At 65.0% G+C, this 24,620-nt stretch carries 24 protein-coding genes and 1 pseudogene; 17 read left to right on the forward strand and 8 right to left on the reverse strand.

From position 1 onward, the window contains the following. Window positions 1–405 precede the first annotated feature (405 nt). From ABZ293_RS28345 to ABZ293_RS28355, 3 genes are all read right to left on the reverse strand, one after another. Window positions 406–894 (reverse strand): DUF2231 domain-containing protein, encoded by a 489-nt coding sequence (locus ABZ293_RS28345; RefSeq protein WP_355185531.1) that lies wholly within the window; start codon window positions 892–894, stop codon window positions 406–408. Between the two features lie 82 nt (window positions 895–976). Beyond that, a complete protein-coding gene (locus ABZ293_RS28350; protein WP_355185533.1) occupies window positions 977–2,470 on the reverse strand; it encodes a GAF domain-containing protein in 1,494 nt (497 codons plus the stop codon). A 342-nt stretch (window positions 2,471–2,812) separates the two neighbouring features. Further along, the gene (locus ABZ293_RS28355) at window positions 2,813–3,787 is read right to left on the reverse strand and encodes an aldo/keto reductase (RefSeq protein WP_355185535.1); all 975 of its coding nucleotides are present in this window, start codon (window positions 3,785–3,787) and stop codon (window positions 2,813–2,815) included. 221 nt (window positions 3,788–4,008) lie between these two features. On the opposite strand from ABZ293_RS28355, the gene ABZ293_RS28360 reads away from it, so the two are divergent. The 12 genes and pseudogenes from ABZ293_RS28360 to ABZ293_RS28415 all read left to right on the forward strand — a co-directional run bounded on the left by ABZ293_RS28360 (window position 4,009) and on the right by ABZ293_RS28415 (window position 14,471). Next, window positions 4,009–4,407, forward strand: coding sequence for a response regulator transcription factor (locus tag ABZ293_RS28360; protein WP_355185537.1), 399 nt, complete (start codon window positions 4,009–4,011; stop codon window positions 4,405–4,407). Window positions 4,408–4,598: 191 nt separating this feature from the next. Beyond that, window positions 4,599–5,297 carry an aquaporin gene (locus ABZ293_RS28365; protein WP_355185539.1) on the forward strand — a complete coding sequence of 233 codons (699 nt, stop codon included), beginning with the start codon at window positions 4,599–4,601 and terminating at the stop codon, window positions 5,295–5,297. Window positions 5,298–5,442: 145 nt separating this feature from the next. Further along, on the forward strand, window positions 5,443–6,393 hold the full coding sequence (locus ABZ293_RS28370; RefSeq protein WP_355185541.1) for an SDR family NAD(P)-dependent oxidoreductase: 951 nt from the start codon (window positions 5,443–5,445) through the stop codon (window positions 6,391–6,393). Window positions 6,394–6,908: 515 nt separating this feature from the next. Further along, window positions 6,909–7,238, forward strand: coding sequence for a PadR family transcriptional regulator (locus ABZ293_RS28375; RefSeq protein ID WP_354958261.1), 330 nt, complete (start codon window positions 6,909–6,911; stop codon window positions 7,236–7,238). Between the two features lie 2 nt (window positions 7,239–7,240). Continuing rightward, window positions 7,241–7,597: a DUF1048 domain-containing protein gene (locus tag ABZ293_RS28380; RefSeq protein ID WP_355185543.1), complete on the forward strand. Its 357-nt coding sequence runs from the start codon at window positions 7,241–7,243 to the stop codon at window positions 7,595–7,597. An 8-nt stretch (window positions 7,598–7,605) separates the two neighbouring features. Next, window positions 7,606–8,415, forward strand: coding sequence for an ATP-binding cassette domain-containing protein (locus tag ABZ293_RS28385; protein ID WP_355185545.1), 810 nt, complete (start codon window positions 7,606–7,608; stop codon window positions 8,413–8,415). Beyond that, entirely contained in the window at window positions 8,412–9,173 is a 762-nt protein-coding gene (locus ABZ293_RS28390; protein ID WP_355185547.1) for an ABC transporter permease, read from the forward strand. The genes ABZ293_RS28385 and ABZ293_RS28390 overlap by 4 nt, the downstream gene beginning before the upstream one ends. A gap of 304 nt (window positions 9,174–9,477) precedes the next feature. After that, window positions 9,478–11,613: an MMPL family transporter gene (locus ABZ293_RS28395; protein ID WP_355185549.1), complete on the forward strand. Its 2,136-nt coding sequence runs from the start codon at window positions 9,478–9,480 to the stop codon at window positions 11,611–11,613. Between the two features lie 322 nt (window positions 11,614–11,935). Further along, window positions 11,936–12,133: pseudogene (locus ABZ293_RS28400) on the forward strand (TrkA C-terminal domain-containing protein); the annotation flags it as partial. Window positions 12,134–12,410: 277 nt separating this feature from the next. Beyond that, complete coding sequence (locus tag ABZ293_RS28405) at window positions 12,411–13,001, forward strand: DUF4232 domain-containing protein (protein WP_355185551.1); 591 nt, start codon at window positions 12,411–12,413, stop codon at window positions 12,999–13,001. A 163-nt stretch (window positions 13,002–13,164) separates the two neighbouring features. After that, window positions 13,165–14,115: a hypothetical protein gene (locus ABZ293_RS28410; protein ID WP_355185553.1), complete on the forward strand. Its 951-nt coding sequence runs from the start codon at window positions 13,165–13,167 to the stop codon at window positions 14,113–14,115. 20 nt (window positions 14,116–14,135) lie between these two features. Beyond that, entirely contained in the window at window positions 14,136–14,471 is a 336-nt protein-coding gene (locus tag ABZ293_RS28415; protein ID WP_355185554.1) for a hypothetical protein, read from the forward strand. Between the two features lie 99 nt (window positions 14,472–14,570). Here the strand turns inward: ABZ293_RS28415 and ABZ293_RS28420 are convergent, their stop codons facing one another. After that, on the reverse strand, window positions 14,571–15,785 hold the full coding sequence (locus ABZ293_RS28420) for an amidohydrolase family protein (RefSeq protein WP_355185556.1): 1,215 nt from the start codon (window positions 15,783–15,785) through the stop codon (window positions 14,571–14,573). Window positions 15,786–15,844: 59 nt separating this feature from the next. Here ABZ293_RS28420 and ABZ293_RS28425 point away from each other — a divergent pair, with 59 nt between their 5' ends. From ABZ293_RS28425 to ABZ293_RS28440, 4 genes are all read left to right on the forward strand, one after another. Then, window positions 15,845–16,348: a MarR family transcriptional regulator gene (locus ABZ293_RS28425; RefSeq protein WP_355185558.1), complete on the forward strand. Its 504-nt coding sequence runs from the start codon at window positions 15,845–15,847 to the stop codon at window positions 16,346–16,348. 169 nt (window positions 16,349–16,517) lie between these two features. After that, a complete protein-coding gene (locus ABZ293_RS28430) occupies window positions 16,518–16,688 on the forward strand; it encodes a hypothetical protein (RefSeq protein WP_355185560.1) in 171 nt (56 codons plus the stop codon). A gap of 23 nt (window positions 16,689–16,711) precedes the next feature. Further along, window positions 16,712–16,906: a hypothetical protein gene (locus ABZ293_RS28435; RefSeq protein ID WP_355185562.1), complete on the forward strand. Its 195-nt coding sequence runs from the start codon at window positions 16,712–16,714 to the stop codon at window positions 16,904–16,906. Window positions 16,907–17,102: 196 nt separating this feature from the next. Next, window positions 17,103–17,531 carry a DinB family protein gene (locus ABZ293_RS28440; protein WP_355185564.1) on the forward strand — a complete coding sequence of 143 codons (429 nt, stop codon included), beginning with the start codon at window positions 17,103–17,105 and terminating at the stop codon, window positions 17,529–17,531. 339 nt (window positions 17,532–17,870) lie between these two features. On the opposite strand, the gene ABZ293_RS28445 is transcribed toward ABZ293_RS28440, so the two are convergent. After that, complete coding sequence (locus tag ABZ293_RS28445; RefSeq protein WP_355185566.1) at window positions 17,871–18,785, reverse strand: SDR family NAD(P)-dependent oxidoreductase; 915 nt, start codon at window positions 18,783–18,785, stop codon at window positions 17,871–17,873. A 292-nt stretch (window positions 18,786–19,077) separates the two neighbouring features. On the opposite strand from ABZ293_RS28445, the gene ABZ293_RS28450 reads away from it, so the two are divergent. Beyond that, a complete protein-coding gene (locus ABZ293_RS28450; protein ID WP_355185568.1) occupies window positions 19,078–20,007 on the forward strand; it encodes an NAD(P)H-binding protein in 930 nt (309 codons plus the stop codon). Window positions 20,008–20,075: 68 nt separating this feature from the next. Here the strand turns inward: ABZ293_RS28450 and ABZ293_RS28455 are convergent, their stop codons facing one another. The 3 genes from ABZ293_RS28455 to ABZ293_RS28465 form a co-directional block, all read right to left on the reverse strand. After that, window positions 20,076–22,358, reverse strand: a complete 2,283-nt coding sequence (locus ABZ293_RS28455) for a glycosyl hydrolase family 65 protein (protein WP_355185570.1) — start codon at window positions 22,356–22,358, stop codon at window positions 20,076–20,078. A 270-nt stretch (window positions 22,359–22,628) separates the two neighbouring features. Then, window positions 22,629–23,387, reverse strand: coding sequence for a transcriptional regulator (locus tag ABZ293_RS28460; protein ID WP_355185572.1), 759 nt, complete (start codon window positions 23,385–23,387; stop codon window positions 22,629–22,631). 570 nt (window positions 23,388–23,957) lie between these two features. Continuing rightward, window positions 23,958–24,554 (reverse strand): helix-turn-helix domain-containing protein, encoded by a 597-nt coding sequence (locus ABZ293_RS28465; RefSeq protein ID WP_355185574.1) that lies wholly within the window; start codon window positions 24,552–24,554, stop codon window positions 23,958–23,960. Between the last annotated feature and the right edge of the window lie 66 nt (window positions 24,555–24,620).

Genomic DNA, 24,620 nt, shown 5'->3' on the forward strand with positions numbered 1-24,620 from the left:
GGGCGGCCGGTCACGGCGGCGGCTTTCACGGCGGCGGCTTTCACGGCGGCTGGGGTCACGGCGGCTGGGGTCACGGCTGGTATGGCGCCTGCGGCCAGCCTTTGGCGGGGGCCGTTTGCGGTTCATCTTTCTAGCTGAGAGCCGTCCCGTGCGACCGCGCCTAGATCAGAGATGGGAGTTGCGTGGCGCCCTGAGGCAGACGCCGATTCCTATTGCGGTACTGACGCGGTCTCGGGTCATAGCGGGCGAGTCGTCGCCGAGTACTTGCCGAGGATTTACTCGGACGCGCGCCGAACCTTGCGGACACGACGCTGGCCGATTGGTTCCGCGGCCATCCAGTTGGGTGGCACCGGCGCCTGTGCCGGCAGCGCTTGCAGCCGGAGCGAAACCAGACATTGCCAGGATCTACCGCGAGGTCGGCTGCGTCTGCACCGTTTGGTTACGGTCGCCCCAGGTTGCCCGGGCGCCGGAATCCCCGATCCGATACACCTGCACGGTGGCCGCGACGCCGCTGGCGACAGCCAGGACCGCAACCGCGACCACCACCGCGCGAGCCACCGGCTTGTTACGCCGCTCCCGGAGATGGACGGCCACCAGCAGCCCGGTGGCCACCAGCATGGGCAGCACGAAGTAGAGCAGAGTGTCGCCCAGGTGGGTATGGGTGTGCAGCGCCGGCGACCGCCCCACCCGCTTCTCCAGCCATTCACCCGCGTCGGTGGTCACCGGCGTCAGCACCAGGGTGACCACGGCGAGCACCACGACAAACCAGATCATCCGCCGGCGGATCACCGGCCACACGGCCGACAGCACCAGCAGCAGCGCGGTCAGCGGCACGAACACGACGATGGCGTGCACCAGGAGTATGTGGGCGGGCAAACCATTGATCGTCGACATAGCCGTCTCCTCGAATTCCGGCCACCGAGTGGCACCGGCCGTCAGTGTGGCCAACCGTCGCTGAAAGCCCGCTGAGAACGAGTCATGCGGCGGTGTACGGGATCACGGCGTGCAGCGACGTCCCCGCTCCGGCATAGCTGGCAATATCCATCCGGCCGCCGAGGGCTTCGATGCGGTCTCGCAAACCGATCAATCCGGATCCCTTGGCTGGGTCGGCGCCGCCGATTCCGTCGTCGCGGATCGAGAGTTGGAGCGTGTTGCCATCGGTGTTGGCGCGCACGGTCACCTCGGTGGCCTGCGCATGTTTGGCCGTGTTCGTCAGTGCCTCTGCCGCAATGTAATACGCGGCTATTTCGGTGGATTCGGGTAGGCGCGGGTCGAGATCGAGATCGAGATCGACCGGTACGGTGCAGCGGCGGGCGAGTGCCTTGAGCGCCGGGCCGAGTCCGCCTTTCGACAGGATCGCCGGATGGATCCCGCGTGAGATCTCGCGGAGTTCGTCCGAGACGCCGACCAGGCCCTGCACTATGTCGGAGAGTTGCGCTTCGAGCGTGGTCAGCTCGGGTGGCACCGACGCCTCTACCGTGCGGAGCGCGAGTCCCAGCGAAACGAGGCGCTGTTGTGCCCCATCGTGCAGATCGCGTTCGATGCGGCGCCGTGTCTCGTCGGCAGCCGCGACGATGCGGGCGCGCGATGCGGTGAGTTCGGCCCGGGCCTCGGCGTTCGCGATCGCGGTCGCGACCAGGTCCGCGAATTCGGCGAGGCGTTGCTCGGTGTCGGACGGCAGCGGCTCGCGGCGCGACGATCCCGCGACGATCGCGCCCCACAGGTGGCCGTCGACGACGATCGGTGCTCCAACCCCCGAGCGCAGCCCCAGCGCACGGATGCGGGCGGCGGCCGAGCCGGTCGCATGGTCGTGGCTGTCCATCCGTGCCGTGGCTCCGGTGTGCAGCACCATCGCCGCGATGTTCTCGCCCTCGAGCGTGAGCCGCTCACCGACCGGCATCTTGGGCAATCCAGGTTCGTCGCGTGCCGCGACGAACCTGCCCGAACCATCGGGTTCGTAGCGGAGCAGGGCCGCGTTGACCACGCCCAGACACCTGGCCGACTCCTCCGCCACCGCGGCGAACACCTCCGACGCTGTCGCACCGCGCGCGACCAGGGTGGCAACCCGCCGCAACGCGGCTTGTTGTTCGGAAACGAGGTCGGCGGCCCGACGGCGGCGATTTGCCTCGGCCGCATGCGATCGGGCCAGTGCCGCAAGGGTATTGGCCAGCAGTGCCACGCAGAGGAAGACCGCGATGGCGACGCCGTTCTGGGCCGCGGTCGGGACGAAATCTGCGGGCCAGTTGCGGAAGTAGTCGAAGGCGATGGCACTGGCGACCGATGTCGCCACCGCCAGTCCGAGTCCCCATACAGTCGAGACCACCAGCACACCCAGCAGATAGACGACACCGAAAGCGTCGCCCGGGGCGACATGCTTCAGCCAGATGACGAGAACCGACTCCGCCGCAATGCACAATGCGGCCACCGCGACCCCCAGCAGCAGCGGCGGGGCCGCTGGGCGCATCGACATCGCAAGCAACCGTGCACGCAGTGAGACGAAGCCCGTATCGCTACGGCGGCATGCGGACATCGCACCTGGCGTGGATGCTGGCCATCCGCGCGCCCCAGACCGTTTCCACTTCATGACCCAGCGCTCACACCGATCGCCGATGAGTTCGGACGAGGTCCTCGAAATTCGGTCTCAATCGTAGCCGTGCAGCACACACCATGCGGATGACCAGTCATCGGCACCTATCCGGCTATGGCCGAGCCATACCTGACTTCGCCGTACGGCGTACGCGCTGTCGACCACCGAGGCGATGTCAACGGCATGCTCCCTGGCGACAGCCGCCGTTCCGCGGACGCTCGGCGATCACACACTCTCCGGAGACGGCCCGGCGATCGGCCTGGCCCATACCATGATCTTGTCGATCTCGTCCAAATCGGCATCGCCGAGCACGACGTCCGCGGCGCCGAGGCTGTCCTGGATATGGTCGGCACGCCGGGCGCCGACGATCGCGACGTGCACGGCAGGGTTCGCCAAGGTCCACGCGATCGCCAATTGGCCGACCGTGATATTGCGGTCGGCGGCAAACTTCTTCAGTCCCCGCAGGGCTGTCAGATTTTGCTGGTAGACCTCGCCGGTGAAGTCGGGGCTCGTGCTGCGCCAGTCGTCATCGGCGAAAGTCGTATCTTCATGCAGCGTTCCGGTCAGCAAGCCATGTGCCAACGGCCCGTAGATCAGCACGCCGATGTTCTGAACCCGGCAGTACGGCAGCAGGTCGTCCTCGACGCCACGCCGGAACAGGTGGTACGGCGGTTGCACCGTCTCCACCGGCAGTACGGCGGAGAATTCCGCAATCTGCGCCGGGCTGTAGTTCGAGACCCCGATGTGGCGGATCTTGCCCGCGGCGACGAGGTCGCCCAGTGCGCCCGCCGTCTCGGCGGCCGGTACCGTCGGATCCGGCCAGTGCACCTGGTAGAGGTCGATGTGGTCGACGCCGAGCGCCGCCAGGCTGGCGTCCACTCCCTTGCGCAACGAGCCTGGGCTCGCGTCGCGGACCAGGCCGGTATCGGTTCGGCGCAGGCCACCCTTCGTGGCGATCACGAGTTCGTCACGGGCGCTTGTGAGTTCGGGGCCCAGCGCCCTGGCCAGGATCCGTTCGGATGCGCCGAAGCCGTACGCCTGCGCGGTATCGAAGAAGTTGACACCGAGATCGCGGGCGCGCCGAATGGCCTTGATCGCGGCATCCTCGTCGAACCGGCCCCATTCGCCGCCGAGTTGCCAAGTGCCGAAGGCAATTCGGGAAACGTGTAGTCCGCTTCTTCCCAAAATGGTTGTCTTCATATCGCTCTCCGAATCTCCGTAGGGTTGTTGGTGCCTACTGTTGTGCTCCGGCGGACGCTTGTCGCCGTGGCCAGCGCCCATCGGCAATTCCCGCCAACAGGAATCCGGCCTTCCCGCTAGCTGCGTATGCCCTGCTCGGGCACGGCAAGACACCACTGTGGTGCGGGGATTTCCGGGTAGCGGTAATGCACAGCTGTCACGAACTCGGGCAGACTGCGGTCATGATGTCGCGCGTTGGGCTGTTGCGCTGCCTGATTGTCGACGACAGCCGACACTTCCTCGAGGCCGCTCGCAACCTGCTGGAACAGCAGGGGATCTCGGTCGTCGGCGTGGCGTCCAGCGGCGCCGAGGCGCTGCGGCGCATCGAAGAACTTGCGCCCGGTGTCGTGCTGGCCGACATCGATCTCGGTGCGGAGAGCGGCTTCGAACTCGCCAGGCGGCTCGGTCCGAGCGTGCCGGTGATTCTGATCTCCACCCACGCCCAGCAAGACTTCGCCGACATGATCGCGGAGAGCCCGGCTGTGGGATTCCTGCCCAAATCGGAACTGTCGTCCCACGCCATCCGTGATCTGCTCCGGGGCGGAGATACGGATCGGATCAGCGCGACTCGAGGACGGTGATCACCGCACCGGGCGGTGACCGTCTGTTCGGGTGCATCGGACGTGGGTGTGTCGAGCGCGGGCCGATTACAGCTAGCCACCATCCACAGAGTGGTACTGGCGGGGAGCACCGATGGATGTCAACACCGACGACACGAGCTCGCGTGACAACGATTCTGGAAGTCCCAGAAGGCAATCCGAGGAGTCGCGACATGGTCACATTCGAAGAGACCGCCGCTGAACCACATGGGGCGACAGCTGCCCGCCGGACCGCTGCGAAATACGTCGTCGAGCTGATCGGGACATTCTTCCTGGTCTTCACGGTCGGAACCAGCGTCCGCAGCGGCAGCCCGCTCGCACCACTGGCAATCGGCGCGGTGCTGATGGTGATGATCTACGCCGGCGGGCACGTGTCCGGTGGGCACTACAACCCGGCGGTGACGCTGGCGGTGCTGCTGCGGCATCGGATCATCCCGCGCGATGCCGTCCGATACTGGATCGCACAGCTGGTTGCCGGTCTACTGGCCGCGGCGCTGGTGCGTGCTGTCATCGATCCCGCGCAGCCCGCAGCGCCGACGCTGCTGACCCTCGACCACCACACCATCGGGGCCGCGTTCGTGGTCGAGCTGCTGTTCACCTTCGCGCTGTGCTACGTCGTGCTCAACGTCGCGACCAGCAAGAGCCATCCGGACAACTCGTTCTACGGGTTGGCGATCGGATTCACCGTGATGGCAGGGGCATTCGCGGTCGGCGCGATCTCCGGCGGAGCGTTCAATCCGGCGGTCACGATCGGCGCGGCCGTGATGGGAATGTTCGCGTGGCCGACGCTGTGGGTGTACCTCGCCGCCCAACTCATCGCCGGCGCCGCCGCCGGTGCCACCTTCCTCGCCCTCAATCCCGACGACCGATGATCCGCCGTCGACGCGGGCGAGCCCATCCGGAGACTTGTTCATCGACTGCGGCCCTGGTGTGGGTGACGATTAGACCGTATGGCGACAGCGTTCTGGACCGAAGCCGAAGCAACCACTGACCTGGTCCACACGGAAGGAGTTCACGATGTCCACTACCACATACGGCGCCACGACCACAGCGGCCGAGATCGTCGCCGACGTCGATCTTCATGGCCGGCGTGCCATCGTCACCGGCGCGAGCTCGGGAATTGGCACTGAAACGGCCCGTGCACTGGCCTCGGCCGGCGCCGAGGTCACCCTGGCCGTGCGAAAGCTCGACGCCGGTAGGAAAGTCGCAGACGAAATCGCCGAGAAGCTGCCGACCGGGGCGGGTGCGGTGTACGCGGCCCGGCTGGATCTGTCCGACCCGGTGTCGGTAGCCGATTTCGGGCAGGCCTGGGCCGGGCCACTGCACATCCTGGTCAACAACGCAGGCGTCATGGCACTGCCACAGCTGACCCGCACCCCGGCCGGGTATGAAATGCAATTCGCTACCAACCATCTCGGTCATTTCGCATTGGGTAGCGGCCTGCGCCGGTGGCTGGCCGACGCCGATGGTGCCCGAGTGGTGTCCGTCGCCTCGATCGGACACCTGTTCTCCCCAGTAGTCTTCGACGACCTGCATTACCGGTTCCGTCCCTACGACCGGTGGACGTCCTACGGTCAGTCCAAGTCAGCCAATATTTTGTTCGCCGTCGGCGCCGCACAGCGCTGGGCCGACGACGGCATCACTGTCAATGCGCTCATGCCGGGCAACATCGCCAGCACCGCACTCGCGCGACATATGAGCCCCGGCGATCTCGAGGCCTTCAGCGAACAGACCGAACTGGCGCTGCCGCTGGTCAAGACCATCGAGCAGGGTGCCGCCACCTCGGTGCTGCTCGCCGCCAGCCCTCAGGTGGAGGGCGTTACGGGTCGCTACTACGAGGACTGCGCTCCAGCCGCCCAGGTCAGTGAACGTGTCGGCCACACCGGTGGAGTCGCGCCCTACGCACTCGACCCGGACAACGCCGAGCGCCTCTGGCGGATCTCCGAGGAACTCACCCGATGGTTCTGAGGTTGGTCTGAGGTCGCCATGATGATGGCGGTATCCCGCCCTCGAAGATTGAGGTGCGAACTCTTCGGGTTTGCTCAGTCGGCGGATATTCGGGAAGAAGGCAAAGCGTTCAGGAACCGATGGGCGACGCACCTGGGCCTACCGCCCTGCGAACCGAAGTAGATGACAGTTGCCCTCGCCCTGGTAGCCGACCGGCTACCAGGGCGATGTTCGTGGCTACACCGACCGAGCACGCAAAGTGTTCGCTGTGACCGGCGAACTCGCGCGCGCCGGGAGCGCCATACCTGATCAATGTGGCCTTGGTCGCGGCGTAGCCGAGCATCAGGTGGTGCCGTCCTCGCCTCGGAACGGAGTCGGGCTTCCGGACCGAAACATAGCTGTTCCGTGCGCCATTGCTACCGAACCCTGACCTCACCGGCCGAATCTTCCGCCGTCCTGGCAGTCTTGTGTCTTCACTATTCAGTGTTACTATCTACTAGTAGTCAGCGACACTGAGTACTACAAGGAGGTGGTCCATGGGCAAGCAGATAACGGAAATGCTCAAGGGCACGCTCGAGGGCATCGTCCTCGCGATCCTGGCTGTGCGGTCCGCGTACGGCTACGAGATCACGGCATGGCTGCGCGAGCAGGGTTTCTCCGATATCGCCGAGGGCACCGTCTACGCCCTGCTGGTCAGGATCGAGAAAAGGGGCCTCGTCGACGTGGAGAAGATCCCGTCGGAGAAGGGTCCGCCGCGCAAGGTGTATTCCCTCAACGCGCAGGGACAGGAATATCTCGACGAGTTCTGGAGGACCTGGAGCTTCCTCTCCGAACGGCTCGAACAGCTCCAAGAAGGAGGCAAATAACCATGTTCATCGAAAAGGTAATCGGCGACCTCGGCGAGAAGCGGCGGTGGCGGCAGTACAAGGCAGGCGCGAAACAGCTTCCCGAGTCCTATCGCACAGCCGTCGACGCTTTCGAGCGGTACCTGCTGGTCTTGGGTCCAGGGGGCGGCGTGAAGATATTCGAGGACCTCCTCGACCTGTTCGAGCAGAGCGCGGCGGACCGAACCCCGATCCAGGAGGTCGTCGGAGCGGACCCCGTCGAGTTCATCGATGCGTTCGCGCAGAACTATCAAGAGGATTCGTGGAAGAACCGCGAACGGGAACGGCTACTCCGCGCCATAGCGCGCGCCGCCGGAGAAGACACCGGAACCGGAAGGTAGGCCGTTCGATGACAACACAGCTGGCTCCGGCGATCCATGTGCAGGGTCTGGAGAAGTCGTACAAGGAGCTCCATGTGCTGCGCGGCGTGGACTTCGACGTGGCGCGGGGAAGCATTTTCGCATTGCTCGGCTCGAACGGGGCGGGCAAGACCACGGTCGTGAAAATCCTGTCCACGCTGCTGAAGGCGGATGCGGGGACGGCCGGCGTCAACGGCTTCGACGTCGCCACCGAGCCGACACAGGTGCGGGAGTCCATCAGCCTCACCGGGCAGTTCGCAGCTGTAGACGAGATCCTCAGCGGGCGTGAGAATCTCGTGCTGATCGCGCACTTGCGGCGCGTCGCGAACCCGGGCGCGACCGCGGACGACCTGCTCGAGCGTTTCTCGCTGACCGACGCGGCCACACGGAAGGTGTCGACGTATTCGGGTGGCATGCGCCGTCGCCTCGATATCGCGATGAGCCTGATCGGGAATCCGCCGGTCATCTTCCTCGACGAGCCTACGACCGGGCTCGACCCCCAGGCGCGCGTCGAGGTGTGGCAGGCCGTCAAGGAACTCGCAGAGCACGGCACCACGGTGCTGCTCACGACGCAGTATCTGGACGAGGCCGAACAGCTCGCCGACCGGATCGCGATCCTGCACGAGGGTCGAATCATCGTCAATGGCACCCTCGCCGAACTCAAGCAACTCCTCCCGCCCGCCAAGGTCGAATACGTCGAGAAGCAGCCGACCCTCGAGGACGTCTTCTTCGCCATCGTCGGTGACAACGGCAAGGGCGATTCCGCCGTGTCGGCTCCAACGAGTAAGGAACACCGATGACCACGCATTTCCTCGGAGACACCGGATACCTGCTGGGACGATCCCTGCGCCACATCACACGCAGCGTGGACACGATCATCACGACCGCGATCACGCCGATCGCCATGATGCTGCTGTTCGTCTACGTGTTCGGCGGCGCGATCGACACAGGGTCGGATTCGTATGTGACCTACCTGCTGCCCGGCATTCTGCTCATCACAATCGCCTCGGGCATCTCCTACACCGCATACCGGCTCTTCATGGATATGAAGAACGGCATCGTCGAGCGATTCCAGTCCATGCCGATCGCACGGTCGTCCATCCTGTGGGCACACGTGCTGACCTCGCTGGTCGCCAACCTGATCTCACTCGTGGTCGTCGTGCTCGTCGCCCTGCTCATGGGCTTCCGCTCCGGTGCGGGACTGGCGGCGTGGCTCGCGGTCGCCGGCATCCTGCTCCTGTTCACCATGGCGCTGACGTGGCTGGCCGTCATCCCCGGTCTCACCGCGAAGACCCCGGACGGTGCGGGCGCATTCTCCTACCCGCTCATATTCCTGCCGTTCATCAGCTCGGCATTCGTGCCAACCGATTCCATGCCCGGCCCGGTGCGCGCCTTCGCCGAACACCAGCCGGTGACCTCGATCGTCAACACCATCCGCGACCTGTTCGCACAGCAGCCGGTCGGTTCCGGCATCTGGACCGCCCTGGCCTGGTGTGTCGGCATCCTCATCGTCGCGTACTTCTTCGCCATCAGGACTTACCGCCGCAAGATTTCCTAACGCGTCCACGGCAATTCGGGGGTATTCAGGTCGGATCCGACCCTGACACCGTGATGTCTTCTTTCTCGGCGGGCGTCCGCTCGGCCCAGTGAGCAAAAGCGTTAACACCGCGAGCAACCTGCTCGAGCCGCGTATCCTACTGCCCTTCCTCGGCAGCAGGTACGTCCCACCGACTCCATGCCGAACAGTCTGTACTGGTTCACCGATGATCAGCTCTGCACGCCGATCGTCGAAACCCTGTGCCAGCCCAGCGATTCCCTGAAAGCCAGCTTCCGACAGCAACAATTCTCGAAAGGACCCTATCATGTTCGCACGACTGGGCTCGCTGGTCGTCCGCCGTCCATGGTGGACGATCGGCACCTGGGTGCTGATCATCATCGCGGTGGTCGCGACCGCTCCGAAACTGACCGCGACCACCGACCAATCCTCCTTCCTGCCTTCGCATTACGAATCGATCCAGGCAGCAGAGTTACAGGAGAAGGCATTTCCCGACTCCGCTGCGCCCGCCGCGATCGTGGTGTTCGAACGAACTGATGACGCACCGCTCAGCGCGGCCGACGAGGCAGCCGTCGAATCCATCACCGAACAGCTCAACCAGGCACAGCTGAGCGATGTCACCGGAATTCAGGCGGTCCCGCCGTCGGACAACCGGCTCATCCAGATCGCCGCGGTGCAGATGACCAAGGTCACCAACCCCAGCGATACCCGGCAGAGCGACGCGGTCAAGGCACTGCGTAAAGCATTGCAGGACAAGGTGCACGACACCGGCCTGAAGATCGGCGTCACCGGCTCGGCCGCGCAGAACCTCGACGCACAGGAGTCCTCGACCAAGGGCCTGGCCATCATCGGATTCGCAACCGTCGGTTTGATTCTGGTGCTGCTGCTGTTGATCTTCCGCAGCCCGGTGATCGCGCTGCTGCCGATCGTTGTCATCGGGGCGATCTCCCTGGCCGTCAACGGTCTGATCGCCATGGTGAGCGAGGCATTCGACCTGAAGATCGACAGTTCGGTCAGTTCCATCCTGGTGGTCGTGCTGTACGGGGTCGGCACCGACTACATCCTGTTCCTGATGTTCCGCTACCGAGAGCGGCTGCGGGCCGGAGAGGATCCGAAGACCGCGATGGTCAGCGCCGTCACTCGGGTCGGTGAGGCGATCACCTCCGCAGCCGGCGCGGTGATCATCGCATTCATGGCGCTGACGCTGTCGACCCTGGGCCTGTTCCGCTCGCTCGGACCGGCGCTGGCGATCGCGGTGGCGGTGGCGCTGCTGGCCGGGCTCACCCTGGTCCCGGCGATCGTTTCACTGTTCGGCACCAAGGTGTTCTGGCCATCGAAGGCATGGCGCACCGCACCGAAGGGGGCTGTGTTCGCCGGACTGGGCCGCGGGCTCGGCCGGCGACCCGGGGTGTTCGCGGTGGCGGCCGGCGGCCTGCTGACCGTGTTCGGCGTGTTCGCCGTCGGATTCAACCCGACCTTCGACCTCACCTCGGGCTCGACCTCCAATGCGTCCGAATCGGTGCTCTACAGCAAGGAATTGCTCAAGGGCATGCCCGCCGGTGTCACCCAGCCTTCGGATGTGCTGCTGCGGTCCCCGAATTCGCTGAGCCAGGACCAGTTGGAGTCCTACCGCGCGACGCTGACTCACGTGGACGGCGTCGGCCAGGTCTCGGAACCGACACTGTCGCAGGATAATTCGGTCGCCGACTTCAAAGTCACACTGACGTCCGCACCCGAATCGGACCAGGCGATCGACACGGTCCGGGGTCCGCTGCGGACCGCGGCCCACGCGGCGGCACCGCCCGGAACCACAGCAGTGGTTGGCGGCCTGACCTCGGTGTTCGTCGACTTCCAGGACGCGATGAACCACGACTACGCGGTCGTTTTCCCGCTGGCGGCGATCCTGATCATGATCGTGCTGGCGCTGCTGCTGCGCAGTCTGGTGGCGCCGTGGTATCTGATGGCGTCGGTATTCCTGGGCTTCGCGGCCACCCTGGGTGCGTCGGTGCTGGTTTTCCAGCACCTGCAGCACGAATCCGGACTCGTCTTCACCCTGCCGGTGATCATGTACCTGTTCGTGGTCGCGCTCGGCACCGACTACAACATCCTGATGGTCGCCCGGTTGCGGGAGGAGGCACGTGAAGGCCACGAGCCGAAGCGGGCCGCCGCCCTGGCCCTGCACCACACCGGGCCGACCATCGCCGCGGCGGGCCTCATCCTGGCAGGCACCTTCGCCTCGATGATGTTGGCGGGCAACTCCACACTGTCGCAGATGGGCTTCGCCATCTCGGTCGGCATCGCGATCGCGGCCTTCGTCATGGCGATGTTCTTCACCCCGGCGCTGACCGCGCTGATCGGCCACCGCGCCTGGTGGCCGGGCCACGCCGATACCAGGCCGAAGTCGCAGCCGAGTCACTACCGAGAGCCGGTGCGAATGAACTGATCTCGATTCCGAAGCCGGGCCATCCTTGCGGATGGCCCGGCTTCGGTCCACTGCGCCCAGCCCGTAGGACACCGGTCCCACCGGCAGCAGCGCGGGCGCCATCGGATAACGCCTTCGTCGCGTGCTCCAAACCGCTACCCCGACGTGGTCTACCACGACAGAGGTTCGTCACTGGCGGCTGTCGACGGTCTGCTGGACCTGATCGAACAATCACTACCGCGGTTCCGGCAAGCAGTGCGACCGATAGCATCCATCGGCCGCACTGCTCGGCTCGCCACAACTGGTTGCTCGGCCTCAGGACGATAGTCACGACCTTCACGCAGTGGCGCACGTACCGATCTACCGCGGATCGACGTATGACGGACAGCGACTCGGCCGGGCTCGCATGCGGGCGCGCACGAAGGCAACGATCGTCACGGTGATCCGAGCTGTGCAGGCAATACCGTCGCCTGGCCCCGACCTTGTATTCACCACCGGAGACAGGCTGTTCATCGTCGGCACCGCCGACGGCCGCACCGCGGCTACGCGCATCCTCGACCACAGATCGCAGCGCGGATGGCGTTCACGCTCGGTTGCGAGCGCGGCGGGATCAACGGTGCCGGGAGCATCGACGGGACGGTCGCTGCGCGCCAGCCGCGTAGGCGCCCTTGCCGACCTTGGTCGCGCGGTGACGACGGGGGCCGAATACCGCACAACACCTCATACGGTTTCGCGGCGTATTCGGTTGCGGCAATGGCATTTCCGCTGCGCTTTCGTTCACCCGCGGAGTACGGTGAGGTGCTGTGTGGAGAAGGCGGATGGCATGGTGGCTGCTCACCGCAGCTACGGCGGCGACCGTCACCGGTTGCGGCACCGAACAGCCGGCCCCGCCGGGGATGAGCAGCAGCAGCGCGGGCTCGGCGCTGCAAGTGGTTTCGCAGCCGCCGACCGCACGCGCATCGGAGGCCGTTACACCGCAATGTGCGACGTCCGATCTTGCGGCCGGTCTCGGACCGGAAACGGCAGCCGCTGGAACTGTCGCCTTCCCGATCGTGTTCACCAACAACGGGTCCGGTCCGTGCGTTCTCGAAGGATTCCCGGGCGTCTCCTACGCTACCGGCCGGGACAGCGCACCCGTCGGCGCGCCCGCCGTGCGGGACGGCGCCTCGTCCGGCCCGGTCCAGTTGGCGCCCGGTGGGCAGGCATCGGCGCTGGTGTACGCGATCAACGTGCACAATATTCCGCCCGAGCAATGTCAACCGGTGCCGGTGCCCGGGCTGCGAATCTACCCGCCCGACAACACCATATCGTTCTACCTCGAACGCGCCGGGACAGCATGCGGTCTCGCGCAGGCGACCACGACCCAACTGAGGATCCACGCCGTCGTGGCGGGCGGCAACGGCCGTTAGCCCGGCAGGCGGCGAGCGGGCTTCGTTGCGGCATCGCCGATTACGACGCGGTCACAGTAGTGCACTACTGCTGACGTCGCGGCCGGGGCCCCGGAAAATCGGTAGCTACCACGTCAATTCCGGTCCTCCCCGAGGGTCCGGTCGACCTTCTCGGAGGGTAGTCATGGTTGATTCCCTTTTCGCCGATGTGTCCGAGTTCCAAGTACCGGTCGACGACTCCTACCCGTATCAGATCTTTTCGTTCAGATCCAACGACGGCACGTACCGGGACCACAACTTCTTCACGAACTATGCGTGGGCCGCCGACGCCGCCGACTCCGGACGAATCTCCTGCTTCATCGTCTATTTCTACTGGCGACCGAACTGGCTCGACACCGCTGACACCCACAAGAGCATGATCGGCGAGGCGGGCGGCCCGCACCGGAAGATGATCTCCATGATCGACGTGGAATCGGGCGGCAATCCCGGCGGAGACCAGTCCGACGGCATCAACCGCGCCTACTGGCGGCTGGCCGACTGGCTGGGCTCGACCCGCCGGGTCATCGGCTACGCCAACCGGCCCGACTTCAACAGCATGTGGCCGGTGCGCCCGGACGGGCTCAACATGATCGGCGCCGGCTACGGCAGCAACCCCAACCTGCCCGGCCAGATCGCCCACCAGTACACCGACGGCCAGGGCTACGGCGGCGGTCTCCCCGAGGGCGCCCCGCCCTTCGGCAACTGCGATATGAACTCCGCCGACGGATTCTCGCCGGAGGACTTCGCCAACCAATGCGGTGTCGGGGAGGTCGCGCCGGATCCGGTGACCGACATGTGGATTCAATTCATGGGCATCGGCGGCAACGGCTGGCCGCAACTGGCCGGCCACACCCTCGTCGACGGCGTTGCCACCGTCGGCCAAACCCTCGGCCTCGCCGGATTCGCGCCACCGTCGGGACCAACCCAGGTGCCATTGCCGCGCGACACCGACGGCCGCATCCGCGACGAGTGGATCCAGATGCTCGGTGTCCAAGGCCAGGGCTGGCCGCAACTCGGCGGCCACACCCTCGTCGACGCCGTCGCAGCTATTGGGCAGGAACTCAACATCCCCGGCTTCCAGCCGCCCGCCCAATAGCCACTGATCGGAGTACTCGGATGCCTACAATCCCCAGCAAAAACGGTCACTTCTTTGTCATCACCGACTGCGTGCCACAGGTCCAGGCGGCCGCGATAGCCGCCGCCGGCGGCCGCACCCTGGCCGGCCTCACCTCCGCCAACCTCGCCGAGGTCACCTTCCCGGAACATGCGTTCACCGGCGTGCAGGCTTGCGACACACCGCAATCCGGGCCGACCGCATGGTTCGGTACCTTCAACGGCGGGGTCCCGGAGGGCAGCGTCTACGCCATCGACCTCACCACCGGGCAGGTCTTCAACCACAACTCCAACCGGGCCGCGGCATGGACCCGATTCGTCCTCGCTGAATCCAGATAAACCGAATCCGCAGCAGCCGCTAATAGTGCCTCGACCGAGACGGCCGAGGCAGCACCGAGTTCGATAGCGGCTGGACGACCACGCCCGCGACGGATCGGCTCAAAGCACTGTCCGCCTTGCTGATTCGCGGAGTTTCGCGCGGAGCGCCGTTGAATCATGGTGAAGCAGTTGGCCATTGCGTTTGAGGATGGCGCCGCCTACCAAGACCATCTCGACATCGGCCGGGCCCGCGGACAGGACTACCGAGGCGATGGGGTCGGGGTGGGCGGCCAGGCCGAGGCGGTCGGTGGACAGGACCAGGAGATCGGCTTGTTTGCCGGGGCGCAGGGAACCGGTCACCTCGGCAAGCCCAAGGACGCGAGCACCGTCGACGGTGGCCAAGCGAAGGACGTCTCGCGTGGTGAAATCCGTTCCACCGCATGCCCTTTCGAATAGGTAGGCGGATCGCATGACGCTGAACATATCGCCGGGACCACTGGTCACGGTGTCAGTACTGAGGGAGGTCGGAATGCCCGCGCGCAGCAGGCGACCGGTGGCGGGGTAACCGATGCTCAGACCCGTCTCGCTGATCGGGGCGATCGAGGCGGTGCCGCCGGTCGCGGCAATTCGGCGCAATGCGTCGTCGGTGAAATAGTTGGGGTGGATATAGGTGGTTTCGGGGCCGAGTAGGCCGTGTTGCTCCAGTACCGCCAGGCCCCGGGCCGCACTGTCCTGACCGTTGCCACCCATATGCACTGTGATCGGTAGGCCGAGTTCGCGCGCCTCGTGCCATTCGCGGACCGCTTCGTAGGTTCCGGCGATCTCCGGCCCCAGTGCGGCATAGGCGAAAGACAATCGGGAGTTCTCGGTCGCGGAAACCCTACCGGGATAGCCGAATACCGCGCGGATCCCGGATTCGTGCAGACCTTGGATCGCGGCCTCGGTGTGCTCGGCGGTGGTGTTGAGTTGCGACCAGTCGAGCAGCGTCGTCGTCCCGGAGCCGAGCGCGTCCAAGGCTCCGGTGAGATTGCCGATGAACACGTCGGACGGGTCGTAGCGCGGGGCATAGCCCCCGAGTATTCGGTTCAGATATTCGGGGAGATCGACGTCGGCGGTCGTGCCGCCGAGTGCGGCCTGCCAGGTGTGGCGATGCGTATCAACGAAGCCGGGCAACACAATTCGGCCGGTTACATCCACCACTTCGGCAGCTTCGAGGCCGGTTCCCACGGCAGCGATGCGGCCGTCGGCGATCAGAACGTCAGCGTGTTCGGTAACCCGCGGCTCGGGCTCGGTGTCCAGCACGATGCCGCCGCGAAGCAGGAGGGTCGAGACCATGAATTTAGCTTATAAGGAAGCTTTCTTGAAAGCAATATCTCAAGGGATAAACTGGCGGCGTGCATGATGACGTCGACGAACTGGTGCCGGGCTGGGTGGCCGGTGGCATGTCCGACTCATTGATCGCCACCCTGGAGCTCAGCAAGCGCATCGCCCGGCTCAACGGCCGGATCGAGCAGGCGCTGCGATCGGAGATGGCCGAGTTCGGGCTCACCTACGCCGAATTCGATGTGCTCGCAGCACTTTTCCGTGCGGGACCGCCGCACCGGCTGAAGCCGAGCGAGTTGAGCCGGGCGCTGTTTCTCACCACCGGCGGCATCAGCAATGTGCTGCAACGACTCAGCGCCGCCGGGCATATCGAGCGGGTGGAGAATCCGGGAGACGGTCGCAGCCGCTGGGTTCAGTTGACGCCAGACGGTCGGCAACTCGCGGAGACGACGGTGCATGCCGCCGGTCGCGTACATGCCCGCGTCATGACAGGTGTGCCCGAAAACGCCATCCGGCAGGCTGCGGACGCTCTCCGCGAGATCAATGCCTTGGTAGGCCGAGCACCGCTGCCCTGATCAGCCGGACACTTCTTCACGAAGACCTGAGCCGTGCTCCGTTCGCGGTCGGCCAAGTTGCCGTACATACCGACCAGTGGTTAGTGGGAAGAGGACAATGACATTTCCGCTGGGCGGCAGCCACCGTTCGTAGCGCGGCAGCACCCGAGACGGACAACGAGTTCGACACATGAGAATTACTGCCGCCCAACGTCTCCAGAACGAGAATCCGATCCGCGCCGCCATCGACCGACTCCTGCGCGGCGAGATCCCGCCCGGGCGCTGCGATGTCAAGACCCTTACCGCCGAAGCCGGTGTCGACCACACCGCCTTCTACGGCGACCGGCTCACCTCAGGGTAGAATTCGAACAACGCCTGCGCGCAATGCAACAGGCCGGCGACATCCCGGACGCCTGCGCCGCGCAGATCTTGCGACTCGAGGTCGACAACCGCGCACTCAGCGAGCGACCGGCCAAGGCCAGCGGCACGATCGACGAATTCACCGACTTCCGCGCACAAGCCATCGCGCGCCTGGCCGCCCAGCACGAGGAGATCACCCGCCCTACGTCAGGCGGCTGACGATGCCGGAACGTCGATCACATCTGCCACACCGCAACGCGGTCATCGGCCCTGCCGAAGGAGACACCGAGACACCGAGACACCGAAACCACAAGTACGACAGCCAGATCCAACCCGAACCAACAGAATCGAGCCGACAATGACATGGTCGATACCATCTATCACCACCGGCGCAGAGCGCCGTTTGCTCGAGAGCATGCTCGACCGCAACCGGAACGAATTGATCAACACGGTCCGCGGTCTGTCCGAAGCAGACGCCCGCCGCCGTCTTGTTGCGTCGCTGACCACCCCGATCGGATTGCTCGAGCACGCCGCGGTCGCCGAACGGATCTGGTTCCAGCACGTATTAGCGGGTCTACCCGAAAACGAATGCGATGGGGGCACAACGCCGGGCGACGCCAGTTTCATCGTCGATGACAACGAGACCCTGGCCAACGTGATCGCCGAATTCGAGCGCGCCAGTGAGCGTTCCCGCGTCATCGCCGCCGACTTCGACCTCGACGAAACCAGGACACACCCCCGCGTCGGCGACGTCAGCCTGCGGTTTATCTACCTGCTCACGATCGAGGACTTCGCGCGTCACTCCGGCCACGGCGACATCCTCCGCGAACAGATCAAGCATTGAGGCAGTTCGATCACCACACGCACAGATCTGGACACGCCGACTGTCGCAGGGTGTTCGCCACCGACCTGGTCAACAACGGCCTACCCCATCCACATCGGCACCGCCCTGCTCGGCCACCTCAACCTCATTCGAGCACCACAGTTGCGATGCAGGGCATCATCACAGCGGCCCTACCGACGTTCGGATCTTATACAGAGCAAAGGGAATTGGCCGCCACCCCGAGTACCGACGCGATTATCATGAGCACCCGGACAGCAGCCTTGCGTGCGAAAGCAATATCGCGCCGAGGAAATACAGCAGCCTCACTGCTCCGGCAGGGGCAGCGGCCGACCGCTCCGGTCAGATAGGGAACGTGACTCCGGTCAATTCCTCCGAGACCGTCCACAAGCGTTGCTGAATCGCCCTGTCATGCGATTGTCGACTCGATTCGACGATTTTCGGGTAGCCGCGGGTCTCCATGAATCCACCCGGCCCGTAGTACTGGCCGCCGAGCACGTCGGGGTCGGTGGCCGCGCGGAGTATCGGCAAGGCACCCTGTGCTGGGCTCTGCGCGATGATGGGTGTAATAACAGGCACGAGCGGACGCAGCGCAGTTGGCATATTGCGCATCAAATCGGTGTTGGCGGCACCGGGGTGGGCCGCGACCGCGATCGTCTTGCCGGTGCTGGACAGGCGACGTTGCAGTTCGTAGGTGAACATCAGATTCGCCAGCTTGGACTGGCCGTACGCCGCCACCCGGTTGTAGGACCGTTCCCCCTGGAGATCGTCGAAGTTGATTCGCGCCCGGATACGATGGCCGATGCTGCTGACCGTGACCACCCGCGAGCCCGGTACTGGCAGCATCCGGTCGAGCAACAACCCGGTGAGCGCGAAATGTCCCAAATGATTCGTGCCGAATTGCAACTCGAATCCGTCGCTGGTGATTTGCCTCGGCGGGTACATCACCCCAGCGTTATTGACCAACAGATCGATCGTGGAATAGGCGGACCTGAGCTGTTCCGCGGCATTACGCACGGATTCCAGCGAGGTGAGATCGAGCTGTTGGACGGTAGTGTCGGCGCCCGGGACGACAACTGCAATACGGTCCGCCGCATGTTTACCCTTGTCCACATCCCGCACCGCCAGCACCACCGACGCGCCATGCGCCGCTAGTGCCCGGGCGACTTCGAACCCGAGTCCACTGTTGGCGCCGGTGACGACCGCAACTCGACCCGTCTGAGCTGGTATGTCTTGCTCCGTCCACATGTTCGCCATATTTCCTCCCAAGAATTTGGTCGGTCTGTCCGTTCATCCGACGAGTCGGCGGGGGGTGAGACTCATATTCACACCGTTGCGCTCCCGGGGCAGATGCGCAAGGCGCGGCAACCGCCACGCACGCGTGCACGACATAACGCCATGGTCATCGCTGTTCTGGCCTATTTAGGAGCGGGGTCCCTAATGCCGTCCGAGTGTATGCTCGAAATTTGCGGACTCGATCTTTCTACCATTTGCGGGCACCGCATGAGGCGCCCTACCCGAAACCACCGCGCGGCAGGAGAATCACGTCTTGAGTGACCCAGCACCATATTTGATTACGGGTGTGGGCGGCAGCTACAGCAGTGTCAGCCGGTTGGTGGCCGAACTGCTGCTCGACAACGGCGAACCCGTGCGGGCAATGGTGCATCATGACGACGGCCGCGCCGATGCGCTACGGGCGCACGGCGCCGAGATCATCGTCGGCGACCTCACCGATCCGGCCGATGTCGCCGAGGCTCTGCACGGTGTGAGCCGAGTGTTCTTCAACATGGCCGTATCGGCGGACTACCTGGCGGCCGCGGCGGTGGTGTGCGCTATCGCCGACGAGCGCGGTGATCTCGAAGCGCTGGTAAATATGTCGCAGATGACGGTCTCGCAGATGACGTCGACGAGCACCGAAGAATCGCGGCAGCAACGGCTGCATTGGCTGGCCGAGCACATCATGAACTGGTCGGGCGTGCCGGTCGTTCACATCAGACCTACGGTCTTCCTGGACAATCCGCTGTTCACCGTCCTTGCCAGCCGATCGGTTGCCGAACGCCGCGTTCTGGCGTTGCCGTTCGGCTCCGGCCGGACCTCACCGATCGCCGCCACCGATGTAGCCCGCGTGGTCGCCACTATTCTCCGCAACCCGACAGAGCATGTTGGTCACGTCTACGAGCTGACAGGGCCCGCGGTCCTGGACATCCAAGGCCTGGCCGAGCAGTACACCCGTGCGCTGGGACACCCCGTGTCGGGGACGGATCTGGCCGACGACGACTTCGCCCAGCAGATCGGCGCCGTGCCGGGTATCAGCCCACACACCGTGCGACATCTGCGGACGGTGGCAAAGCTGCACCGCAGCGACCGTTACAACCGGCTCACCAATGACGTCGAGAAGCTGACCGGCCAGCCTCCCCAATCGGTCGAGCAGTACGTCGCCGGTCACCGCGACCTGTTCAGCCGCACGTCGTCCGGATAGCCGCAATGGACGATGCTCCGGCCCACGCAGAACACGACGAGACCGTTCGTCGTGCGATGTCTTCCGGGTCAGGGACAGGCGCTCCTGGTCGGCAGCGTCAGCGGTGTTTCCGGACGGATGGTCGCCGGGCCGCCGGGCGTCTCGACGGTGACCGGACCACCCGAAGTGACGTCGACTGTTGTACCTTCCGGTCGGATGCGCACGGTCAACCTGCTATCGCGCACCGCAAGGTCGCGCACCGTCATCCCCTCGGGAAACCCGCTGGGCAGCATCGGGTCCAGCCAGGGACCCGTCTCGGCCCAACGCAGCCCGCTCGGTCCGTACAGCAAACCTTGTAGGAATCCGCCCGCACCCGTGACGAAGATCCACGCCGGTTGACCGACCGTATTCGCACCCGACCGTTCGCCACGTGCCTCGGACTGGAACCCATATGGCGGTCGGACATACGGCTGCACCGATTGATCGAGGAACTGCTGAGTGCGGCAGGGATCGTACTGCGCGCTGAGGATCGCGCCGACGCTGTTGCTCATATTGGGGCCGTCGGGATCGGTGCGGTCGAAGTAGTACGCCAGTGTCGCCTCGGGCGAATAGCCCGGTGCCGCATAGGAGTACGGGTAGCTGATCAGCACCGTGTCGGCCTGCTTGATCTTCGCCCCTTGGTACCCGAGATACTCGGCGGGCACCCCGGGCACGATGTCCGGCGGCATCGCCATATGGGCGGCGATATCGGCCCACCGTGGGTTCAGCGGCAGTCCGGCCAGCTGGGCGGCCGACATCGCAGTGCGCATCGTCGCCATCACTCCGACGTTGGTGAGTGCGTTGTCCACGGAAGCCGAGACGTATTCGTCGGCGCCCGCCGCGGGCGCGTAGTGGTAGCGACCGTCGGGCAGCTTCGGGCCGATGCGGGCAGCCTGGTAGTTCGCGATAGCCGTGATCACCGGCGCGCCGCTGTCACGCAGCCATTGCTCGTCGCCGGTGGCCGAATAGTACTGCCATTGCGCGAGCGCGATCTCGTTCCCCAAATGTTCCTGGACCAGTCCACACACCCACGGCGACGCGCACCGCTGTGTCGGTCCATCGTTCCAGGGGAATAATGCGCCGGTCAGCCCGAAGGCGCGCGCGTTCGCCTCGGCTTGCGGTAGCGCCGCGACGCGGAAATCCACCACGGTGCGGGCCAATTCGGGATAGAGCGCGAGCAGGGTGGGGAAGATCCAGGTCTCGGCGTCCCAGTAGGTCAGGCCGCCATAGTCGTCGGAGGACAACCCCGCGGGCTGCACGGACCACCGCTGTCCGGCCCGGACGCTGGACAGCACCGAATACAGTGCGGGCCGGATCCAGCCCCGATAGTCGTCGCGGCCGGGGATCTCGATGGCAGGCTGCCACAAGCGATCCCACTCTGCTGCGTGTTCGGCGTGGGCGGCGGCGAAACCACGCGCCGCGCTGGATTCGGAAACATCGGTGGCAATCGCGCGCGGGTCCACGCCGTCCGCGCCGGAGGCGATTCCCACGTACTTGGTGACCGTGTAACTGCGGCCCGCCACGACGGTGCCGTCGAATCGTGTGCCAGCCGTCGACCCGTTCGCAGGTAGCGCGGCAGCACCCAGCTCATCGGGCGTGGTGACCGTGGATACCAGGAAGGCGGTGCGGTCGGTGCCGTCGGCGCGCACGCCGACCGTGGTCTGCCCCCGGTTCGGATCGGAGGCCGCCGTCATCGGGGTGACCCGACGCGCGGCGGCCCCGTCGATCAGGTCGGTGACCGTGAGCGGCCCCGAGTAGTGCGGAATGACAGTGAGCTGCTGGACCGCGAGATTCTGCTGCGCCCGTGACACGAAGGTCCGGTAGGTCAGATCCAGCCGGTGTTCCGCGTCGGGTGTCCAGGTGGCTTCGGTGGTGACGGTGGCATCGCGATAGTTCAGGCGCTGCCGGTAGTGCGTGAGCGTGTCCGGGTCGACGTCGGCCCGGTAGGTTCGGCCCGCGACGTCGACGGTCAGGCCCGACCATGCGGGGAGCGCAGCGATCGCCTCTGTGTTGTTCCACGACATGGACTTCATGGCATAGAAGCCCGCGAGATACGTTCCGGTGTAGCGCGGTTCCACTAAGGGGAACGAGGTGCGCACCGAGGCGCCGTAGTCCTGATATCCGCCGCCGCTGGGCGGGATCATCGCGCCGATGCGCCCGTTGCCCAGGTACGGGGCGGCGCGGAAGTTCTCGGGTTCGAATGTCTCGGAGACCGCCGACCAGTCGTCTCCGACCGCCTGCCCGCCCTGCGCGGTCGCTACCCCGGACAGTCCCGGCAACGGCACAAACACACAGGTCAATAGCACCGCACCGATACTCGACACGAGTCGCACCGGGCCGACAGTAGCAGCGGTCGCGCTGAGCCGATCGGAACGACACGGCAGCCGCGCCACGCCCCGCTGCTCGGGTACAGCGCGGTGCAGCAACTGTCCGATGAGCTCGTGAATCGCCGCGGCATCGTCGCGGTCAGCGGCGAACTTGCGGGGACGCTGACGCGTTCGCGCGCCACTCCGTGGTCGCGGATCTGCTATTCGTGGCCGCGTCGGCGGCAGCCGCCGACGCACCAGATCAGCGGCCTACCTCTGCTCGTACACCTCGACAGCTCACCCCGCAGCAGCGTGATACATCTCGCGGTGCTCGATCCACCGAAGCTGACGCTGCTCCTCGGTCATCGCCAACAACTCCCGCAACTTCCCCCACGCCACCTCATCAGTCGGCGCATACACCTGAATCCACGCATGCGGCAACGACGGCAAACTCATACTCGTCAAGAACATCTCCAACTCCCCCACCGCCAGATTGCGGATCTGCTTCGTCCGACTCGCCGGGACCGCCACATCATTACGAGCCCACAAAGAAGCGAAAGTCTCACTCTCCGAACACAACTCGGAGATGAAATCCTCCCAACTCGGATCACCCAGATTCTTCGCATACGAACCACGCAGGTATCCGACCATACGCCGCAAGTCATCCCAATTATGGTGATAGGTATTGCAGCACTCCGGAGTCAGAAACACCCGACGCGCCACATTCCGTTCACCCCGCACGAAACCCGGGCACAGTGGCTCATAGGACTTATTATGAGCCAGCACGTCATAACGCGGACTGAGCACCACACCCGGCAACGGCTCCAAATGATCCAAAATCACCTGAAGCTCTTCCGGCAGAGCGGTTCCCGCGTGCGCCGTAGGCACCGTCGGCACATCCGCAAGCCGATCCAGATGCGCCTTCTCCGCCGCATCCAACGACAAAGTCCGCGCCACCGCATTCAAAACCTGCACGCTGACATTGATCTGGCGCCCCTGGTCAAGCCAGGAGAACTTCGGAAAGGGTATCGATGAGCAACGTTGCCGCAGAAGCACAGAAACGCAGCTCAGACGTATCTTCCGCGCGGATACACTTCTGAGACCGCCGCATAGCGGGCTTAGCCCGTGTCTCACGTCGCAGAGTCAGGAAGCACGCAAGACAGCAGCCAGTTGTGCTCACCACTCTCGGGGGTACGCAGTTCGAGCCAGTTGATAGCATGAGTGCCGGTCGGACAGACTGCTTCGGCGTACGCGACTAGGAGGTGGTCACTCACGATACCGCCATTAATAATGGGTCAGGCCCGAATATTTCGGGGGCATGCGTTTAGAGGTACGTTTGCCAAAACCACCTCCTTCGCGCGAAGGAACGGCGTCCGACATTGACGTGATGCAAGCAGAGTGCGTCGGAAACCGTTGCGCTGCATGATGCCTCGTGAGTTGACCCGCGAGGATGGAAACAGTCCTACTTCCTGGATCGAGGAATCGAGATCGGAGGTGTCGCTTTCGATCTCATCCAGGCACATGCCGAGCTCCGGTCATTCGCGGGTCGCGGAGAACGCCTGAATCAGGCTGTACACGATCCTGATCGAGCGCGAGCGCAGCAGCCGTTCGGTCGCGAGCCACGGATCAACTGTGGCGACCCGCCCTGTTCGTCGAGTCGTTCGGTGTGTTTGCGGTGAGAACGGCGAGTAAATCCGCGGCGCTGTCGGCCAGAAGTTGGGTGTGATCGGCATTTTCGTCGGACATCCACCGCCGGCCGGTCTGGCGGAGGATGGCCATGCCCGCGTCGGTGGCCAGCTGTGCGGTCTGGGGCTCGACACCGCGGCGCTCCAGGGCGGAGATCAGGGCCTGTGAGAGGTCGGCGAGTTTGATCAGTTCGCGTTCCAGCAGAGGCGGATTGGAGGCGATGACCGCCGATCGCTCCCGCAGGAACTCGCGGGGGCGGATCACTTCGGGCGCCTTGCCGAATGCGGCCATCAGCATGGTCAGTGGGTCCGCGCCTTCGGGAGCCGCCTCGATGGCGGCGACGAAGCACTTCTCGAGGTCCTCGCCGCCGAACAGCACCTCGCGCTTGTCGGGGAACCAGCGGTAGAAGGAACGTTCGGTGAGGCCCGCGCGCTTGGCGATCTGCGCGACCGTCGTACGGTCGTAACCCTGTTCGGTGAACAGGTCTAGTGCCGCTCGCTCCAGGCGACCGCGCGTATTGCCTTCCCATCGTGCCATGTCCTCAGCATAGTGACAGCAGATGCTGTCGTCAGCTACGGTGAGTGATGACAGCATCTGCTGTCA

It is taken from the genome of Nocardia sp. NPDC005998 (assembly GCF_040614395.1).
In the GTDB taxonomy this organism is placed as follows: Bacteria; Actinomycetota; Actinomycetes; order Mycobacteriales; family Mycobacteriaceae; genus Nocardia.

Excerpts from the sequence above, each read along its gene's own strand:
- ABZ293_RS28365 (WP_355185539.1), top strand. The coding sequence starts at position 4,599 with ATGGTCACATTCGAAGAGACCGCCGCTGAACCACATGGGGCGACAGCT.
- ABZ293_RS28355 (WP_355185535.1), bottom strand. The coding sequence starts at position 3,787 with ATGAAGACAACCATTTTGGGAAGAAGCGGACTACACGTTTCCCGAATT.
- ABZ293_RS28405 (WP_355185551.1), top strand. The coding sequence starts at position 12,411 with ATGGCATGGTGGCTGCTCACCGCAGCTACGGCGGCGACCGTCACCGGT.
- ABZ293_RS28445 (WP_355185566.1), bottom strand. The coding sequence starts at position 18,785 with ATGGCGAACATGTGGACGGAGCAAGACATACCAGCTCAGACGGGTCGA.
- ABZ293_RS28410 (WP_355185553.1), top strand. The coding sequence starts at position 13,165 with ATGGTTGATTCCCTTTTCGCCGATGTGTCCGAGTTCCAAGTACCGGTC.
- ABZ293_RS28440 (WP_355185564.1), top strand. The coding sequence starts at position 17,103 with ATGCTCGACCGCAACCGGAACGAATTGATCAACACGGTCCGCGGTCTG.
- ABZ293_RS28380 (WP_355185543.1), top strand. The coding sequence starts at position 7,241 with ATGTTCATCGAAAAGGTAATCGGCGACCTCGGCGAGAAGCGGCGGTGG.
- ABZ293_RS28345 (WP_355185531.1), bottom strand. The coding sequence starts at position 894 with ATGTCGACGATCAATGGTTTGCCCGCCCACATACTCCTGGTGCACGCC.
- ABZ293_RS28430 (WP_355185560.1), top strand. The coding sequence starts at position 16,518 with ATGAGAATTACTGCCGCCCAACGTCTCCAGAACGAGAATCCGATCCGC.
- ABZ293_RS28415 (WP_355185554.1), top strand. The coding sequence starts at position 14,136 with ATGCCTACAATCCCCAGCAAAAACGGTCACTTCTTTGTCATCACCGAC.
- ABZ293_RS28370 (WP_355185541.1), top strand. The coding sequence starts at position 5,443 with ATGTCCACTACCACATACGGCGCCACGACCACAGCGGCCGAGATCGTC.
- ABZ293_RS28375 (WP_354958261.1), top strand. The coding sequence starts at position 6,909 with ATGGGCAAGCAGATAACGGAAATGCTCAAGGGCACGCTCGAGGGCATC.
- ABZ293_RS28420 (WP_355185556.1), bottom strand. The coding sequence starts at position 15,785 with ATGGTCTCGACCCTCCTGCTTCGCGGCGGCATCGTGCTGGACACCGAG.
- ABZ293_RS28350 (WP_355185533.1), bottom strand. The coding sequence starts at position 2,470 with ATGTCGATGCGCCCAGCGGCCCCGCCGCTGCTGCTGGGGGTCGCGGTG.
- ABZ293_RS28395 (WP_355185549.1), top strand. The coding sequence starts at position 9,478 with ATGTTCGCACGACTGGGCTCGCTGGTCGTCCGCCGTCCATGGTGGACG.
- ABZ293_RS28435 (WP_355185562.1), top strand. The coding sequence starts at position 16,712 with ATGCAACAGGCCGGCGACATCCCGGACGCCTGCGCCGCGCAGATCTTG.
- ABZ293_RS28390 (WP_355185547.1), top strand. The coding sequence starts at position 8,412 with ATGACCACGCATTTCCTCGGAGACACCGGATACCTGCTGGGACGATCC.
- ABZ293_RS28360 (WP_355185537.1), top strand. The coding sequence starts at position 4,009 with ATGATGTCGCGCGTTGGGCTGTTGCGCTGCCTGATTGTCGACGACAGC.
- ABZ293_RS28465 (WP_355185574.1), bottom strand. The coding sequence starts at position 24,554 with ATGGCACGATGGGAAGGCAATACGCGCGGTCGCCTGGAGCGAGCGGCA.
- ABZ293_RS28385 (WP_355185545.1), top strand. The coding sequence starts at position 7,606 with ATGACAACACAGCTGGCTCCGGCGATCCATGTGCAGGGTCTGGAGAAG.